Consider the following 17,908-nt stretch of genomic DNA (forward strand, 5'->3'; position numbering starts at 1 on the left):
TGTCTGCGGTCATTTTTCGTGTTTGCAGCTATCACCATACCCTACCCGACACGGAGGGGAGAACTAGGCCAATCGCCCAATATTGCGGCCACGCTCATCGCGCGTCACGGTTAGCTTTGCGCCAAAGGGGCTTCCCCCTTCAAACGCCGTACGCGTTGCCTCGTGCGACAAATCTCCATTGCCAACCACGCGCTGGCCGGCCTCATTGCGGCCAATCCAGACTGCATCTGCGCCCTTCTTGGTGACGTTGATGGTGTAGCTTTCGATTGTCGCGCTCTCAAACGGTTCGCCGTAGCGCGGCACGGCATCGCTAGACTTTGGCACCTTAGCCACGCGCACCTCAGACCAATCGGCAGGCTCGGTCGAATAAATACCGGTCGCATATTTACTCATCCAACCGCCATTTGCACCCACCAGAGCGAACTTGCCCCGCTCACCGCGAACCTTCTGCACCGCTTCAACAATAGCGTGCGCTGAATAGTTGTTTCCCGCTCCTCCAAAGAACGGCAATCCGCCCGTAAGTGTCAGACCCCTCGGGTCATCGACGCTCAAACCAAAATGCTCAATCTGGTTGAACACAGGGATCGCAAAGCAGGAGTAGAAGTCGATAAAGGCCATGTCGTCCATGCCCTTGCCCGCGATTGCCAATGCCTGTTCGACGCTCGCAATCGAGGCTGGGTTTGCGGCAAGGTCAGGCCGCTCGGACAGCTCCAGTTCGGTTGCCGAAGTAACGCCGTGGATATGCACCCAGTTGTCTTCTGGCACGCCCAGCTCGCGCGCTTTGGCAGCGCTGGCGATAATGATAGCTGCCGACTGGTTCACCTGATCACGCGCCACCGTCATGCGGGCATAGGGCTCTGCCACGATCCGGTTGCGCTCGGTAATGGTGGCGAGTTCTTCAGCGCTCCGCTCTTTCGGAGCAGCGGCGTGGGGGTTGCTTGCTGCAACCTTGGTGAAGGGCTCAAACAGCTCGCCAATCTTGAGGCGGTAATCGTCCAATCCCAACCCCAGCTTCGCGCGCCGTGCATTCTCGGCAATCGCATAGAGCGGGATTGCACCGGTCGCACCATGCGCAAACAGGCCCATCTCCATCAGCCCATCGCTGCCAAAGCCTCGGTCTTCGAGGCTACCCTCAACCCCTTCAGACCAATCGGGTTTCTCACCTTTGGCCGCTAGCGCAAGGACGGTTGAGATGGCTTCAGCGCCCACAATCGCAGCACACCCACTCTCACCAGCAAGAATGCTCTGCGCGAACTCACCGACCAGATACTGGTTATACTGCCCGCCAGTGGTCGAAAGGATCGCCCGCTCCGGGTTCGCGCCAACCCGCGCCGCCATAGAGCGCGGCACATTGTTCGAGCCACCAAAGGGAGGCTTTCGATCAGGGCGTGAGATTTCAAACGCGCGGATTGCGGCCACGGTATCAATCGCGGGAGCAACCGGCTGAGCGGCGGCGCTGTCGGCAATCGCTGCCTTCAGCGCACGCCCACCCATATCCATATAAGACAAGGCTTCATAGCCGGGCTCGCCGACTTTCTCCGAATACTGCCCGACGCCGATGATGACCGGCGTGTTGTCAGCTACCATCGGGCAGGCCTCAGTCTACGAAGTCTTCGACACGCTCAACGATGATGGCGGGGGCCATGCCGCCGGCTGCGCACATGGTGACAAGGCCGGTCTTCTTGTTTTGACGCTCAAGCTCATCGACCATGGTGCCGATCAGGATCGAGCCAGTCGCACCGATGGGGTGGCCTAGCGCGATAGAGCCGCCATTGACGTTGACCTTGTCCCAATCAAGATCGAGGTCTTTGACGAACTTGGCCGCGACAACCGCGAACGCCTCGTTGATCTCATACAGATCAATGTCGTCCTTGGTCATACCGGCTTTCTCGAGAACCTTCTTGGCCGCAGGTACGGGCGCGTTGAGCATCAGTGTGGGATCATCGCCCATATTGGCGGTTTGCACGATGCGCGCACGCGGTTTCAGGCCGTGTTTTTGTGCGTACTCTTTGGAAGCGATGAGAACAGCTGCTGCGCCATCGACCACACCCGAGGAGTTGCCCGCGTGGTGGAAGTGCTGGATCTCAACGTCAGGGTACTTCTGATTGACGAGGCCGCGGAATGTCGTGCCATTTGCATCAAGCGGCACATCGGCGATCTTGGTGAAAGCAGGCTGGAGTTCGCCCAGCCCTTCGAGTGTGGTTTCAGGGCGCGGGTATTCCTCTTTGTCGAGAATGACCGTGCCGTCATCGGCGACCACTGGGACGACCGATTTTTCAAAGCGGCCCTCTGCGATGGCGACAGCTGCGCGCTGTTGTGAGCGGTAGCCAACCTCGTCCAATTCCTCGCGGGTGAAACCTTCGATGGTGGCGATCGCGTCGCCGCAAATGCCCTGGTGCGATTGCGGGTGAACCTGTTGCAGCCGATCATTATAGCTGCCCATCATCATCGGCTTGATGCCCGCTTTCATCTTCTCTTGGCTCATCGCGGCGGTGAGGCTCATCATCTCGGTGCCGCCTGCAACGATGCAGTCTTCCATGCCGCTCATCACTTGCGCAGCGGCCAGATTGACCGAAGTGATGCCGCCGCCACAGAAGCGGTCGAGTGTGGTGCCTGACGAGGTCACATCATAGCCTGCATCGAGCGCTGCCATGCGGCCAAGGTCGCCCGCTTGCTTGCCGTCCTGGGTGGAGACCGACCAGATCACATCATCAACCGTAGAGGTGTCGAGGCTGTTGCGCTCGGCTACCGCTTTGAGGACGGTGGCCGCAAGGTGCTGCGGGTGAGAATCGGCAAGAGCGCCTTTGCCCTGTTTGCCAATCCCGCGCGGGGTGCGCACTGCGTCGATGATATATGCTTCAGCCATCTGGTCTCTCTCTTCCTTAGGACTCGTATTTTTCGAAATTGCGGTTGACGTGTGCGTAAAGCGTCTGCACTCCATACACAAGAATTGAGTTTCAAATTGAAATGCCAAAATCGGCATTCGAGGTTCTGCAAGGAGAGAGCAGTTGAGCGAAGAAGTCCTAACGCAAGTCGATAACGGTGTTCTGATCGTCACGATCAACCGTCCTGAAGCCAAGAACGCCATGACCAAGGCGGCATCCGAGGCGATTGCTGCGGCGATGGACCGCCTTGACGAAGAAGACGACCTGCGTGTTGGCATTCTGACCGGTGCTGGCGGAACCTTCTGCTCTGGCATGGACCTTAAAGGTTTCCTGCGCGGCGAAAGCCCAAGCGTACCGGGCCGCGGATTTGGCGGCGTAGTGCAAGCCCCCCCTGCAAAGCCGCTGATCGCTGCGGTTGAGGGCTATGCGCTGGCTGGTGGGCTTGAGCTTATGATTGCGTGCGACCTTGTGGTGGCCAATGCAGGCGCGAAATTCGGCATTCCAGAGGCGAAGCGCGGCCTAGTCGCGGCTGCTGGCGGTGTAATGATGCTGCCTGACCAAATTCCTGAGCGGGTGGCGATGGAGCTGGCTCTCACTGGCGACTTTATAGATGCCCCTCGCGCTTATGAGCTGGGCATGATCAATACCGTGACCGAAGGTTCGGCGCTTGACGGTGCCAAGGCTCTGGCGGCCAAGATCGCCGCCAATGGCCCGCTGGCTGTGCGTGTATCGAAGCAGATCATGAAAGAGTCGCGCGCGTGGCCGATGGAAGAGCGTTATGATCGCCAAGGCAAGCTGATCGCGCCAGTGTTCGTGTCAGAAGACGCGCACGAAGGCGCAGCCGCTTTCGCCGAGAAACGCGCGCCCAATTGGAAGGGCAAGTAATTTAGCGAGGGGCGTCCAATGCGGGCGCCCCTTCGTACTTAAAGTGGGATTTTTAGGAGAGAGACATGCCCGTCATTGACGTGCCACAGCCCGAGTTCATGGAAGACGAAGAGATTTCGATCTTCGCGGACGCTGTGGGCAAATTTTATCAGCAACACGCCCCTGAAAAGCGCGTCCAGAAATGGCGCGATGAGGGACAAGTGGAACGCGAGTTTTGGAACGAAGCAGGCGCTGCTGGCCTCCTAGGTGTATCGGTCCCAACCGAATACGGCGGCCACGGCGGCGACTTTCGCCACGACATGGTTGTTATCGATCAACAGTCGAAGAACGATGTCGATGGCTTTGCAGCCTCGCTCCACAACACCATCATCCTGCCCTATCTCGTGCGCCACGGCACCGAAGAGCAAAAACAAAAATATTTGCCAAAGCTCGTCACCGGTGAGCTCGTCAGCGCGATTGCCATGACCGAACCGGGAGTGGGCAGCGACCTTCAGTCGATCACCACAACCGCCCTCAAAGATGGCAATGGCTACCGTATCAACGGGGCCAAAACCTACATCTCAAACGGTCAGACAGCCGACTTCATCGTCGTCGTTGCCAAGACCGATCCGAACGAGCGCGCCAAAGGCATCTCGCTCATGCTCCTCGAAACCGAGGGCGCAGAAGGGTTTGAGCGCGGTAAGAAGCTCGACAAGATCGGGCTCGATGCAGCGGACACGTCTGAGCTGTTCTTCGACAATGTGTTTGTGCCAGCAGAGAACGTCCTCGGCGGCGTCGAAGGCAAAGGCTTCTACCAACTCATGGGTGAGCTGGCTCAGGAACGCCTTGTTATCGCAATTGGCGCGGCCACGGGAATCGAGAAAGCGCTCGAAACGACGATGGAATACGTCAAGAGCCGCAAGGCGTTTGGACAGACGATCTGGGATTTTCAGAACACCCAGTTCGTTCTCGCCGACCTAAAGGCTCGCGGAACGGCGGCGCGGGTCTTTGTCAACGACTGCATTGGTAAGCTGCTCAAAGGCGAGCTCGACGTCGCGACCGCAGCGATGGCCAAGTATTGGGTCACCGAGCTGCAAGGCGAAGTCGTCGACAAATGCCTGCAACTGCACGGCGGCGCTGGCTACATCAACGAATACCCCATCGCCAAAATGTACCGCGACAGCCGCATCACGCGGATCTTTGGCGGGTCTAACGAGGTTATGAAGATGCTGATCGCGCGTAGCATGTAAGCGCCTACGACATAGACATTTCAAAAGGGGCGGCCTGGGTAACCAAGCCGCCCTTTTTGTCTCAAAATTCCGCACCGCAGCCAAGATAAAACGAAAAAGGCCGCCCGGTTTCCCGAGCGGCCTCGTTCATGTGCTTAAATCCACTTAGAATTTTGTGCGGATCGTTGCCCCGTACGTACGAGGCTCAAGCGTAAAGCTTGAGCGGGCGTTGATCGCGCCTGTCCCGCGAAGAACGTTGTTGAAGGTCACGCCCCGTGTGATCTCATTAGTGAGGTTTAGGACGTAAAATTCAAGCGATACGCGTTCATCGAAGGTGCGAATACCGGCGCGCAGATTGATCTTGATGTTCGAATCCTGAACATCGGCCACGATAAGCGGCGCTGCATCAATCGCAGCCTGCGTTTCTGCAACGGTTGCCCCCTGCGCAGGTGGGACAATCGCCTGTGTCGACGTGCGTTCATCTGATACGATACGAACTTGCCCTGCTGCGAAGAATTCGAGGCTGTCGGTGATCTCCGTCTCGTACAAGGCCCCAGCAATCGCAGTGATTTCCGCGGCGTTGGTAAGGTCATTCCCGCATAGCGAAAGCACCGTCACGCTGGTCAGATCGCCTGCACAATCATCGGGATAACGCGCATCCAGGATCGTCGCGCCGAGGTTGAAGGTCCAATTGTCACTCGGGCGAATGGCGCTTTCAATCTCGACACCGGTCGTCAGCGCTTCGGGCACGTTGAACGATTGGAACGCAGCTCCTGTAAATTCGAGGACCTGGAAGTTCGAAAAGTCTTGATGGAAGCCCGCGATGTTCAAGGTCACTGCGTCATCAAGCAGCAGGGCTTTCAGACCGATCTCGTAAGCATCAACCTCTTCAGAAAGGAAGGTCGGGTCTGCGCCCAACACGCCTGCGGTTGTATCGAGGTTGATACCGCCTGCCTTAATGCCGTGCGTAAAGCTGGCATAGGTGCTGATATCCGGCGTGATTTCGTAGCCCAATTTGACTGTGTAGATGAGCTCGTCATCATCGAAGTCAGCCTGGAAAGTTTGCGGGAGCGGGAGAACCGCCGACGCTGGAAGATCGGCCGGAGCCGTGAAACCAAAACAGCCGGTTCCCAATGCGAGCGGTGCAAGTGCCCCTAATGCTCCTGGAATTGACCCATCAAGAAAGCCAGGAACAAGGGCGTTGCAGACGTCATTGGTGTTCGCGACCTGGTTAAACCCGCCCGATTTGCTTTCATCGGTATAACGAAAACCGACTGTGAACTCGAGACCATCGGTTATTTCAAAGCTGTTATGCGTAAAGATCGACCAGCTTTCAGCTTCCTGAGTGAACCGGTTGGTGCTGAACGAGCCATTTGGGTCAAAGCCGGTAAGCGCGGTAAGAGGGTTGGCCCCCAGCGTTCCGAGCGTTGCACCGCCTGAAAGACCTGCGAACAAAGCGCCGATATATTCGCCGTAATCTTCTGCGAGGATAAACGAGTTGTTCGCTTCGATCTGCTCATCGGAATAGTAGCCGCCAACGAGCCAATTCAAACGGCCATCAAGCGCCTCACCCTGGAAACGAAGCTCGGCGGTGAAGGTCTCGATTTCGGTCAGCAGCTCAACATTAAAAACATCAACCGCCGAAAAGTCGGAATCGTAGAATTCTTCTGCGTCAAACTCGCGGTAAGACGCGATGAAGATCGCCTCGGCATTGTCGCCAATCGGATGCTCGAACTCTCCCAGAACGCCCCAGTTATCGACATCTGCCCTCGGAGCAAAAGTTGCGGCCACTGCACGGTCTTGTGCCGCTTCGTCAAATCCGGCTTGGTCAAAGGGAGTAGTCGCGAAGTTGCCCAATGGCTGACCACCGTTCCCTGGAAGGCCGACTGCAGCGTAGAACGGGCTAATCGGTGTTTCGAAAACCTGTGTGGCGACCCCCGCGCTTGATTGGTTTTTTGAATAATCACCGATGATGCGGCCTCTAAATCCGCTATCGGTTTCCCAACCGATTTGGCCGCGCACAAGGTAGCGATCAATATCGTTGGTATCGTCAAACTGGGTACCGGTCGCATCGACTACCGCAATCGCACCGTCCCGCTCACGATAGGCACCGGTAAGGCGCAGGGCGACTGTATCTTCCACCAGCGGCACGTTGACCGCGCCTTGAAGGCTGATCTCATCGAACCGCCCATATGTGGCATTGGCAAAGCCGCCAAAATCATTGAGGTCAGGCCGCACTGTGGTGATATTGAGCGCTCCTGCCGAGGTATTCCGGCCAAACAGCGTGCCTTGCGGGCCACGCAGGACCTCGACCCGCTCAATGTCGACAAACTCACCAAGGGCAACGCCCGGACGCGACTGATACGCGCCGTCGATGAAAATGCCGACCGCAGATTCAAACCCGATATTGTTGGATGTCGTGCCAACACCGCGAACGCGCAGCACAACCGACCCAGCAGCTGTCTGAGCCGTGGTGCTCGAGAAACTGGGCGCGACCGCCGTCACATCGCGGATCTCGTTCACGCCTTGCCGTTGAAGTTGCTCCGGGCCAACCGCCGTCACAGCGAGGGGAATGTCTTGAACATCCTGCGCCCGGCGCGTTGCGGTCACTATGATTACACCGCTATCATCGGGAGCGGTAAGTTCCTCGGTATCTCCGTCTTGAGCAAGGGCTGGTGTCGTAAATGCGCTGCACGCCATTAGGCCAGCAGCGTAAGTCGCAAACTTACGCGTCATACTTTCTCTCTCCACAATCCATCCGAGCTTTTGCCGGTATGGTTTCCTAACGAGAGACTATCAGCGCATTTCCGCGTGCCAAGTCACTGCGACGGGTTGTCGCACTCCTGATGCAAAAATGCCACATTTCGTGGTGCAACGCAGCATTTATACTTGAATGCGCGAAAGCGAGGAATTTTGTTTCGGAAGAGTCCTTGCCGAGGGGCGAAGATCACAATCCGACGCGAACCCCCAGCCAGACTGTGCGCGGCACCCCAAGGTCGATCACGCCGCCCGCATTGCGGGTCACAATCGTCTCGTCAAACACATTTTCTGCCCTTGCGACCACTGAGATCGCATCGGTCACTGGCACCTGCGCAAAGAGGTTGAGTGTGGTCGCTGCGGGCAGAACGTCGCTTTCCTGATCGTCTTCGAACTGTGCGCTGACATGGCGAAGAGTGCTTGCGAGCCGCACACCCTCGGTCGGCTCCCAGGCCAGAGTGGCTGAAGCGGAAAAGTCAGGCGTTTGGGGCGGACGATTGCCATCAAGCGCAATCGAAGGGCCTTCTCCATCGATGGTCGCATCGGTGTAAACAACCGAGGCATCGAGGCTAACCTCGCCAAACCTCAGCGTTGCAGCGCCTTCGATTCCCTGCGCATCAATCGCAGGCAGGTTTTGGCGCTGGCGCAGATTGGGCGCCAGGGTGACATTGGCGATCGCGTCTTCGACCCGGTTGTCAAAGGCTGTGATCGACACAAAAGCGTCGCGCGAAGGCTGCCAGTCGAGGCCCACTTCAAACCCTTCGAGCCGCTCGTTCTCAAGCGCCGCATTCGCCTGTGTGACGACAGGGAAGACCACAAAGGGGCGGTAAAGCTCGTTAAGTGTGGGCAAACGAAGGCCGGTGTACGCTGCTGCGCGAAGACTTACGCCTCGCGACGCATTGAACGATCCGCCTGCACGCCAGCTTACCGTCCAGTCAGAGCGGTCGGGTGTGACCGTCTCACTCACCAAGGTGCCACTCGCATCCAGTGCGCGGAAGAACCCGTCTTCGATCCGGGTGTGATCAGCGCGCAGGCCTCCGGTAAGCACAATCGGACCGATCGACCAGTCGTCTTCCAAGAAGAAACCCAGATTACTGTTCACTCCGCCACCGCGGCGGGTTTCGCGCAGGGCTCCAGTGAAGGCGCTGAACGCATCCTCCTGCAACTCGCCATCAGAACGGCGGTAATCAGCCCCAATCCGCACATCGTGGCCTTCAGCAATTGGGGGACGCAACTCAAACTTGCCTCCGATCCCGGTTGATGGCGTATTGCGTTGGTCAAGCACCTTAACAAAGCGAGTGGAGCTGATGATGATATTGTTGAAGTTGCGCGCCTGGACATAGGCGAGCGCATCAAACTGCCAATCGCCCCGGCCGACAATGCGTAAAGAGGCATCCTGCCCCTCGTGGTTTGAGTCCGCGCCTTCAAAGCGCAATGTGCGGCTGTCGTCAAAAGCGCTGATCCGCGCCTGCAACTCGACATCGGGCGAAAGCGGGGCAACCGCGCGAAGGCCCACTTGCCAGCTGTCGAACGCAGCCCGCGCAGTCGCAGGCACACGCTGATCATCAGGCGTGGTGAAGAAGCCCTGCCCTCTGTCCCAGCGACCGCTCACCACCGCAAAGCCACCACCCAATTCCTGGGCGACGATCCCGCTCGCCTCTGTTTCTGCGCGGTCATTGACGAGCGCACTCGCGGTCAGAGTATCGAGGCCCAGTGCTCCTGCACTTTCAAGTTCAATCGTGCCCGCCAATGCGCCCGCGCCAAATGGCCCGGAGCCGCCGCCGCGTGTAACTCGGATGCTCGACAACGTGTCGGGCGAAATTGATGAAAGCGGGATAAAGCCAAAAAACGGATCGGCAATCGGCACTCCATCCAGAAGGACCAGCGCCCGGCTCGTCGCGTTGCCGCCAAGCGCTCGCAGCGTCACCCCTTGCGCAGTCGGGTTAGAAGAGCGGCTGTCGGAACGACGAAACTGTTGAAAGCCCGCGACGTTGGAAAGCACATCCTCAATCCGACCTGAGCTGCTCGAAATGATTACCTCGCGTTCAATCGTCGTGGTCGAAAAAACTAGGTTTGAAAGAGCGGGCTCTAGCCCCTCTCCGGTCACCACAATTTCACTATCGCCCGCGTCATCTTGGGCGATAGCGGGCCAGGAAACACAAAGAGCAAGAAGCGACGAGACCGTCAGCCAATGAGGGGATTTCATGGGGGCACCGCCTAGCGGCATGACAAGTCCTTCGACAAGCCCAAATCAGTTGCTTTTTGCAATCATGACTCGCTTTTACGCCCCCCTTGTGCTTACCTTCCTGTAACTTGGAGTGAACGAAGATGTTAGCGACACCCCCTGACTTTGATGTTCTGATCGTTGGCGCAGGCATTTCCGGCATTGGTATGGCCGCCCACATGCAGATGAAGGCTCCAGAGCATTCCTACGCTATCGTTGAGCGTCGTGAGGATTTGGGTGGCACTTGGGACCTGTTCCGCTACCCAGGCATCCGCTCAGACAGCGATATGCACACGCTGGGTTTTGATTTCGAACCTTGGCGACATGAAAAGAGCATCGCTGATGCGCCTGCCATTCTCGAATATCTCAACAAGATCGTAGATGATCGCGGCATCCGCGAGCGCATCCGTTTTGGCCACAAGGTCATAAGCGCGAACTTCCGCGAGGACGAAGCGCGCTGGCATGTCGAGATGGAGCTTAGCGACGGATCGCGCACGCATCTCACGGCCAATTTCGTCTATTTGGGCAGCGGCTATTACGATTATGATGAGCCGCATGACGCAGGCTTTGAATTAGGCGAATTTGAAGGCCAAGTGATCCACCCGCAATTTTGGCCCGATGACCTCGACTACACCGGCAAGAAGGTGGTGGTGATCGGATCCGGCGCGACCGCCGTGACCATCGTTCCATCGATGGCGGACAAGGCCGAGAAGGTGACCATGCTCCAACGCACGCCAACTTGGATGTTTGCGCGGCCAGCAAAAGACGGCGTCGCCAATTTCCTGCGCAAAGTGCTGCCCGAGAAAGTCGCCTATGCGATAACACGCTTCAAGAATATCCGCTTCCAGGATTTCGCCTTCAAACGTGCTCGCGAAAAGCCTGAGAAGGTCAAAGAGGCGCTCTACAAGGGTATCGAGAAGGCACTTGGCCCTGACTATGACAAGACAGCTTTCACACCGCCTTACAATCCGTGGGAGCAGCGCTTGTGTCTCGTCCCCGACGACGACCTTTTTGAAGCAATGAAAGCGGGCAAGGCCGAAGTCGTCACCGACCATATTGCTGGTTTTGAGAGGAACGGCATCCGCCTCAAATCGGGCAAGCTGCTTGAAGCGGATATTATCGTCACAGCGACCGGCCTAAAGCTCGCCATCGCAGGCAAGATCGATGTCAGTGTGAACGGTGAACCCGTCGATTTTTCGCAGCGCTATTATTACAAAGGCTGCATGTATTCGAACCTACCCAATCTGGCGGTGGTGTTTGGCTATATCAACGCCAGCTGGACGCTGCGCGCGGATATCAATTCTGACTATGTCTGTCGCGTCCTGCGCGAGATGCGCGCCAAGGGTTCTGATATTGTAAACCCGGTGATGACACCTGCTATGGAAGCGAATATTGAGGAAGAAGATATCTTCGGCGACTTCTCAAGCGGATATCTCAACCGCGCAAAAGACATCAACCCGAAGAACGCGACCGAGTATCCGTGGCGGCTTAATCAAGAGTATGTACTTGACAAGAAGCGTATGGCCAATGACCCGGTTGATGATGGTGTCCTAATCTTCAGCCGCGCAGGTTCCAATGCGCAGACCTCTGAAGAACAACTCGAGGCCGCCGAATAAAGTCGTGATCTAAGATTGGCATTCATAAGGCACTTGGCTTAAGCGGTGTCCCATGAGTTCCTCCGTTACCAACAACGTGAAAATCTGGACCGCAGGCCTGATCATCATCGGTGATGAGATCCTTTCTGGCCGCACCCACGACAAGAATATCGGGCAGATTGCCAGCTGGCTTCAGGTCCAAGGCATCCGCCTTGCCGAAGTGCGCGTGGTGGCCGACGATGAGGATAAGATCGTCGCAGCGGTCAACGCTTTGCGGGCGGAGAATGACTACCTCTTCACCACCGGCGGCATTGGCCCGACGCATGATGACATCACTGTCGATGCGGTGGCCAAGGCCTTGGGTGTCGAGGTCGTGATCCACCCTGAAGCACGTTCTATGCTCGAAGGCTATTACGAAGGACGCGGCGGTCTGAACGAAGGCCGTCTTCGCATGGCTCGGGTGCCCGATGGGGCAGAGCTAATCCGCAACAAAAGATCGGGAGCGCCCGGCATTCGTCACGGCAATATCTTCGTTATGGCGGGTGTGCCACATATCGCGGCGGGAATGCTCGACGCGCTCACGGGCGAACTTGAAGGCGGCGCTCCATTGCTGTCTGAAACCATCGGCTGCTGGACCGCGGAAAGCGAGATCGCAAATCTCCTGCGCGAAGTTGAAGAGGCGCATGAGGACTGCCAGATTGGTTCCTATCCTTTCTTCCGTGAAGGCCGTGTGGGCGCAAACTTTGTGATCCGCTCAACCGACGCAGACAGCCTCAAATCCTGCGTCGATAGCCTAACCGATGGACTTGCAACGAACGGCTTGGACTTCACGCCAGGCGGGATTTGATTGTGAGCGACGGAAAGTGCCCAAAATGCGGAACACGTATCACCGCATTCCAGGCCGGTTTCAAAGGCAGAAAGAAGCCGTTTGAGTGCCGAGGCTGTGGCCAGAAAATCCAGAAAGCAAACTCTGAATTGTGGCTTGCCATGGGCGCATTCGCCGCGTTTTGGGGGATCAAGTCCCAAACCGATGACATCGCTGTGCTCGCGGCAGTGTTTTTCGCGATGTGCGCGGTGATCGTGCTCAAATCCATGTACCGTGCGCAGATCGAACTCGCTGACGCAGTTGAAGGCATGGCTCAGGAACCGTCGAGCAGTTGACCGGCAAGGGAAAGCAAGGGGGATCAAATGTCGATTAATCATGGGGCCGTCGCGCTCTTCACCGATTTACCGCAAGTCCTGCTCAAATACCGCGTCGCGGTAGGCGTGCTGGCGATCCTGATCTGCGCTGGCACATGGGCGATTGATCTGATGGAGTTGGTCTACAACTGCCCATTTTGCCGGGCTCAGCGCACGGTGATTGGTCTTCTCGGCTTCCTCTTACTGATGCCAAACCTGCGATTTTGGCTGGTGCGTTACCTTTCCGTGGTGTTCGGCATTTTTGGACTGGTTGTGGGCGCAACGCAGCACTTTCGCGGATGGGCGCGCATGAATGCGGGCGAGTTTGAATGGGGCGATCAGTGGTACATTAATCCATGGCTCCTCTCAGGCTGCGCCATCTTCATCATCACCGCATTGCTGCTGCTCATCTGGACGGAACGCAAGGGCGACTGATCCGCGACCATCATTGCGGGGCGAAACAATGAAGGCTCTCACCGCTCCTTAACCCCTTTACGCTATCGTCACGCGTGTGATGACCAGCGTTTTTGTCACCATCGACACTGAGTATTCCTCAGGACTTGTCACGGATCTGTCCGACGCCGGTCGGAGAGACAATTTTGCGCGCTCGATCTCTTGCGATACGCCCGAGGGGCCTGCTGGCATTTCCTACAAGCTCAAGATGTTTGAGCGGTACGGCATAAAGGCGGTGTTCTTTGTCGATCCCATGCCCGCTCTTGTGTGGGGCGTGGCAGCGGTTGAGGATGTCATCGCCCCCATTCTGGAGGCGGGTCAGGACGTTCAGCTTCACTGCCATACCGAATGGCTTGGACTGGCAGGAGATGCAAACCCCCTCGCGTCCAAACGAACCGGTCAGAACCTCTATGATTTCCCGGTGGAAGAGCAATTCGAGATCCTTCAATTTGCCCGCGACACATTGGTTGCGGCAGGCGCGCCCTCTCCCGTTGCCTTTCGTGCCGGGAATTACGGCGCAAATGACGATAGCTTGCGCGCACTTGCTCAGCTTGGTCTGCGTTACGACAGCAGCTTTTGCCCCGCGCTCCCCGAAGCCAGCCGTATCAGCCTAACACCAGAGCACCGCTGCCCCACCTTGCATGAGGGCATGATCGAAGTGCCCGTAGGCTGCATCGGCACCCATTCAGGCGGGTTGCGCCATGCTCAGATCACCGCGCTTTCGCTGGACGAGATGTCTTCCGCTATCCGTCATGCGAGCGATTTGGGCTGCCCAAGCTTCACCTTGGTCACGCATTCCTTCGAACTGATCAATCGTCGCAAATTAACGGTGAACCCAATCGTGCGCCGACGGTTTGCCGGCTTGTACCGCTTGCTTGGCACTACGGGCGGGGTGGCAACCGCCAGTTATCGCGACAATCCACCGCTGCCAGCAGGAACTGGCCCATCCCCCGCCCCGCTCCAGGCGAACCCATTGCGAACCGGCTACCGCTATGCCGAGCAACTTGTCTCCAACACGCTCTACGGTGCGCTGTGAGTAGCGGCGCTTCCATCGACTTCACCCTCGGCTCGCGGCGATTGGCTTCGGTTGACCGCGCGCTTGCCACATGGGCTTTCAGTCTTGAAGACGCTCTCGACGGTTCATCTCCTCTGACACCTCCCCCACTGGGTGCGGACGGTCTGCGCGTACTCTCAGCCCCGCAATCACGCATCGCAGAGATTGAAGAGCGTTTCCCTAATCACCTCCTTGGTTCGCGCCAAAGTTACGGGCGGCATTACATCGCCATGGAAGGCAACTCCTTTGAAAATTACCTCGCTGGCTTCTCAAGCAAGACCCGTTCTACCCTCCGGCGCAAGGCACGCAAACTTGCCAAGGAAGCCGGAGAATACACTCTAACCGAACACATCACCCGCGCCGAAGTTGAAGCCTTTCTCGAAGCCGCGCTTCCCTTGTCCGCCAAAACCTATCAGGCGCGTTTACTCGATGCGGGTCTTCCCGATAGTCCAGAGGCGCGCGCCGAAATGCTCAATAAAGCTCAGAACGGCCAAATGCGGTGCTTCCTCCTTTGGGTCGGCAAGAGGCCCATCGCCTATCTCAGCCTCCCGCTTGTAGGAAATACCCTCGTCTATACGCATCTGGGCTATGACCCCGAGTTTGCGCGGCTCTCACCTGGCACCGTCTTACAACTTATCGCGCTTGAGCGGCTATTCGCTGAGAATGCCTACGCCTATTTCGACTTCACCGAGGGTGAAGGTGCGCATAAGGCCATGTTCGGCACGGATAGCATCGAATGCTCAAGCTTCGTGCTCCTCAGCCCAACCATCGCCAATCGCGCACTGCTCGGGGCAAGGGCATCGTTCGACGGCGCGGTCGAAGCTGCTCGCAGTGTGGCAGACCGCACAGGCGTGCTCACCAAAATCCGTTCCGCTTTACGAGCCTAAACGAAAAAGGGGTTGGAAGCTCTAAGCTCCCAGCCCCTTTTTCATGTTCTTCCGAAGTAGGAAAGCAGAGCTCTTAGCTTGCTACCGCCTCGCGAATTGAACGCGCTTTACGCGCCTTCGACCTGTGATGCGTCAATCTTGAGGCCTGGACCCATGGTCGAGGTCAGAGAGATCTTCTTCACATATTTGCCTTTGGCACCTGATGGCTTGGCTTTCACAACCGCTTGGGTAAGCGCTTCGAAGTTTGCCTTCAAAGCCGCATCGTCAAACGACAGCTTGCCGATGCCGGTGTGAATGATGCCCATTTTCTCAACGCGGAACTCAACCTGGCCGCCCTTTGCGTCCTTCACGGCTTGCTCTACGTTAGGAGTGACAGTGCCAAGCTTCGGGTTAGGCATAAGGCCTTTAGGGCCGAGCACTTTACCCAGACGACCAACAACACCCATCATGTCAGGGGTTGCGATCACGCGGTCAAAATCGAGGTTGCCGTTCTGCATCTCTTCCATGAGATCTTCTGCGCCAACTTTGTCAGCACCAGCAGCCGTGGCTTTGTCCGCATTATCGCCGCGTGCAAACACAGCAACTTTCACGTCTTTACCGGTGCCCGATGGTAGCGAGACCATGCCGCGAACCATCTGGTCAGCGTGACGCGGATCAACGCCAAGGTTCATCGCCAGCTCAACGGTTTCGTCAAACTTCGCTTTGTGCGCGCGCAGTGTCGCGATGGCTTCGTCCACGGTGTAGAGCTTGTCATTGTCGAGCTCAGCAACGGTTTTTTGCTTTTTCGTCAGTTTCGCCATGATCTTAGCCCTCCACCTCGAGGCCCATCGCGCGAGCGGAGCCTTCAATGATCTTCATCGCGGCTTCGATATCGTTCGCGTTGAGATCTTTCATTTTCGTCTCAGCGATCTCTTTAACCTGAGCTGAGGTGATTTTGCCGACCTTCGTCTTGTTCGGCTCGCCAGAACCCGATTTGATCTTAGCGGCTTTCTTAAGCAGATAAGATGCAGGCGGGGTTTTGGTGGTGAAGGTGAACGAGCGGTCAGCGTAAACCGTGATCGTGGTGGGGATCGGGGCGTTCTTCTCAAGGTCCTGTGTCGCGGCGTTAAACGCCTTACAGAATTCCATGATGTTGACGCCGCGCTGACCCAGCGCCGGGCCGATTGGCGGGCTGGGATTAGCAGTACCAGCTGGCACTTGCAGCTTGATATAGCCTTCGATTTTCTTGGCCATGAATGGCCTCCTTTCGCACTGTCTCCGCCCTCTTTTGAAAAGCAGATCATGTTAAGCGGTCAAACAGTCGATCTGGCGATCAACCTCCCGCACTGGTTCCCAATTGGGATTCGCGTGTGAAACGCGAGGGCGCTCCATTAGCGTTTTGTGACCCTTTCGCAAGAAAAAAAGCCCGCGCACGCCTTTCCGTTTGAGACACTTGAGACACTGTCCAAGGGCAAAAAACCGTTGCCTGACGAAACGCGCTGAAATCAGGCGGAAAAGACCCGTGAAAAAGCGTGCGAAGAGGGGGATTGCTGTGAAGGCATTCCACGGCTTCTAGCGCAGACTACGTAGTGTAGGAAAATTCGGCGAGTGCGGCCCGGAGTCGGCTTGGCGCGCCCCTGATGCGCCATATTCACGCAAATATGCTATGATCACGTCATGAGGCCGTTCGGAAACTTACTAGCCTGTGCAATTGCGATCAGCGCCGCAACGCTAATCGCCGCGCCTGGCACCGCCCTGCCAGCTCATGCACAGAACGGCGATGCTGAAACTTCGGACCAAGACCAAGCACCACAGATGCCCGAGTTGCCTCCCGCCGAGTTTGACGAAACACTCTCGGTTGGCGGTGACGAGATCGAGGCGCGGCAGTTGCGCAGCCGCATGACGGTTGAGGTCAACATCAACGGCACTGGTCCGCACAGGTTCGTGGTTGATAGCGGCGCAGACACTTCGGTGATCGGGCGGAAGCTGGCAGCGGAGCTGGAACTACCCGGTGCTGACCCGGTCCTGCTTCACTCGATGACTGAAAGCACGATGGTGGACCGCGCTCAGGTCGATACTCTTGAGTTGGGGCCTTCGATGGTCACCAACCTTGAGCTCCCCGTGCTCAAAGAGGCCTTTATTGGCGGGGATGGCATGATTGGTCTCGATGCGCTGGTAGAGCAGCGGCTGATGCTCGACTTCGATGAAAGGATCATCACGGTAGAGGATCGCTACGATGAACCAGTCGACTTTGGCCGAAACGAAATCATCGTGACCGGGCGGCTTCAACGTGGCCAATTGATCCTTACCGAGGTGAAGGCGCAAGGACACGAGGTCGATGCGATCATCGACACTGGAACAGAAGTGACGATCGGCAATTTGGCGCTCAAGGAAGAGTTGATCCGTCGCAGCAACCGTGACGATCAAACATTCGAGATTTTTGGCGTAACTGGAGCCAGCGCTGAGATTGAATTTGCCATTGTCCACCGGCTGCAAATGGGACCCGTCACGTTCAGCAATGTGCCCATTGCGTTTGCGGATGTCCCGCCCTTTGAAGTCTTCGGAATCAACGACAAACCTTCCTTGCTGCTCGGCACCGACTTGATGGAGACCTTCCGCCGTGTATCCCTTGATTTTGCCGAACGGAAAGTACGCTTCCAGCTCAAGAAATGCGGTTCGCAGCTCGCAAGGGTACGCACCATCAAGCACGCAACTCGGCTAAGGGCTCAAGCTGCAAGCGCGTGCGAACGCTAGAGCGCTTGACCGACGGAAGGTGTGTTGCCAGCACTAGACACCTCGAAT

At 57.1% G+C, this 17,908-nt stretch carries 15 protein-coding genes; 9 read left to right on the forward strand and 6 right to left on the reverse strand.

The features are described 5' to 3' along the window. Positions 1 to 63 precede the first annotated feature (63 nt). A complete protein-coding gene (locus tag Q0778_RS07305) occupies positions 64 to 1,587 on the reverse strand; it encodes an acetyl-CoA acetyltransferase (protein ID WP_298308001.1) in 1,524 nt (507 codons plus the stop codon). A gap of 10 nt (positions 1,588 to 1,597) precedes the next feature. After that, positions 1,598 to 2,866 carry an acetyl-CoA C-acetyltransferase gene (locus tag Q0778_RS07310; protein WP_298335150.1) on the reverse strand — a complete coding sequence of 423 codons (1,269 nt, stop codon included), beginning with the start codon at positions 2,864 to 2,866 and terminating at the stop codon, positions 1,598 to 1,600. Between the two features lie 142 nt (positions 2,867 to 3,008). Here Q0778_RS07310 and Q0778_RS07315 point away from each other — a divergent pair, with 142 nt between their 5' ends. Next, positions 3,009 to 3,770 carry a crotonase/enoyl-CoA hydratase family protein gene (locus tag Q0778_RS07315; protein ID WP_298335152.1) on the forward strand — a complete coding sequence of 254 codons (762 nt, stop codon included), beginning with the start codon at positions 3,009 to 3,011 and terminating at the stop codon, positions 3,768 to 3,770. 65 nt (positions 3,771 to 3,835) lie between these two features. Further along, positions 3,836 to 4,999, forward strand: coding sequence for an acyl-CoA dehydrogenase family protein (locus tag Q0778_RS07320; protein WP_298307993.1), 1,164 nt, complete (start codon positions 3,836 to 3,838; stop codon positions 4,997 to 4,999). A 144-nt stretch (positions 5,000 to 5,143) separates the two neighbouring features. Here Q0778_RS07320 and Q0778_RS07325 read toward each other — a convergent pair whose 3' ends face one another. Next, positions 5,144 to 7,714 (reverse strand): TonB-dependent receptor, encoded by a 2,571-nt coding sequence (locus tag Q0778_RS07325; protein WP_298335154.1) that lies wholly within the window; start codon positions 7,712 to 7,714, stop codon positions 5,144 to 5,146. Positions 7,715 to 7,925: 211 nt separating this feature from the next. Further along, entirely contained in the window at positions 7,926 to 9,941 is a 2,016-nt protein-coding gene (locus tag Q0778_RS07330) for a TonB-dependent receptor (protein WP_298335156.1), read from the reverse strand. A 122-nt stretch (positions 9,942 to 10,063) separates the two neighbouring features. Here Q0778_RS07330 and Q0778_RS07335 point away from each other — a divergent pair, with 122 nt between their 5' ends. From Q0778_RS07335 to Q0778_RS07360, 6 genes are all read left to right on the forward strand, one after another. Beyond that, positions 10,064 to 11,575, forward strand: coding sequence for an NAD(P)/FAD-dependent oxidoreductase (locus Q0778_RS07335; RefSeq protein ID WP_298307987.1), 1,512 nt, complete (start codon positions 10,064 to 10,066; stop codon positions 11,573 to 11,575). Between the two features lie 52 nt (positions 11,576 to 11,627). Continuing rightward, positions 11,628 to 12,401: a molybdopterin-binding protein gene (locus Q0778_RS07340; RefSeq protein ID WP_298335158.1), complete on the forward strand. Its 774-nt coding sequence runs from the start codon at positions 11,628 to 11,630 to the stop codon at positions 12,399 to 12,401. A 2-nt stretch (positions 12,402 to 12,403) separates the two neighbouring features. Next, a complete protein-coding gene (locus Q0778_RS07345) occupies positions 12,404 to 12,715 on the forward strand; it encodes a hypothetical protein (RefSeq protein ID WP_298335160.1) in 312 nt (103 codons plus the stop codon). Between the two features lie 27 nt (positions 12,716 to 12,742). Further along, positions 12,743 to 13,168 carry a hypothetical protein gene (locus Q0778_RS07350; RefSeq protein WP_298307982.1) on the forward strand — a complete coding sequence of 142 codons (426 nt, stop codon included), beginning with the start codon at positions 12,743 to 12,745 and terminating at the stop codon, positions 13,166 to 13,168. A 79-nt stretch (positions 13,169 to 13,247) separates the two neighbouring features. After that, positions 13,248 to 14,222, forward strand: a complete 975-nt coding sequence (locus Q0778_RS07355) for a polysaccharide deacetylase family protein (RefSeq protein ID WP_298335162.1) — start codon at positions 13,248 to 13,250, stop codon at positions 14,220 to 14,222. Next, the gene (locus tag Q0778_RS07360; protein ID WP_298335164.1) at positions 14,219 to 15,127 is read left to right on the forward strand and encodes a GNAT family N-acetyltransferase; all 909 of its coding nucleotides are present in this window, start codon (positions 14,219 to 14,221) and stop codon (positions 15,125 to 15,127) included. Before Q0778_RS07355 ends, Q0778_RS07360 begins: the two co-directional genes overlap by 4 nt. 107 nt (positions 15,128 to 15,234) lie before the next feature. On the opposite strand, the gene rplA is transcribed toward Q0778_RS07360, so the two are convergent. Continuing rightward, positions 15,235 to 15,927, reverse strand: coding sequence for a 50S ribosomal protein L1 (gene rplA, locus Q0778_RS07365; protein ID WP_298307974.1), 693 nt, complete (start codon positions 15,925 to 15,927; stop codon positions 15,235 to 15,237). A 4-nt stretch (positions 15,928 to 15,931) separates the two neighbouring features. Beyond that, positions 15,932 to 16,360 (reverse strand): 50S ribosomal protein L11, encoded by a 429-nt coding sequence (rplK, locus tag Q0778_RS07370; protein ID WP_298307971.1) that lies wholly within the window; start codon positions 16,358 to 16,360, stop codon positions 15,932 to 15,934. 423 nt (positions 16,361 to 16,783) lie between these two features. Here rplK and Q0778_RS07375 point away from each other — a divergent pair, with 423 nt between their 5' ends. Then, positions 16,784 to 17,860 carry an aspartyl protease family protein gene (locus tag Q0778_RS07375; RefSeq protein WP_298335166.1) on the forward strand — a complete coding sequence of 359 codons (1,077 nt, stop codon included), beginning with the start codon at positions 16,784 to 16,786 and terminating at the stop codon, positions 17,858 to 17,860. Positions 17,861 to 17,908 lie beyond the last annotated feature (48 nt).

This window comes from uncultured Erythrobacter sp. (genome assembly GCF_947502395.1).
In the GTDB taxonomy this organism is placed as follows: Bacteria; Pseudomonadota; Alphaproteobacteria; order Sphingomonadales; family Sphingomonadaceae; genus Erythrobacter.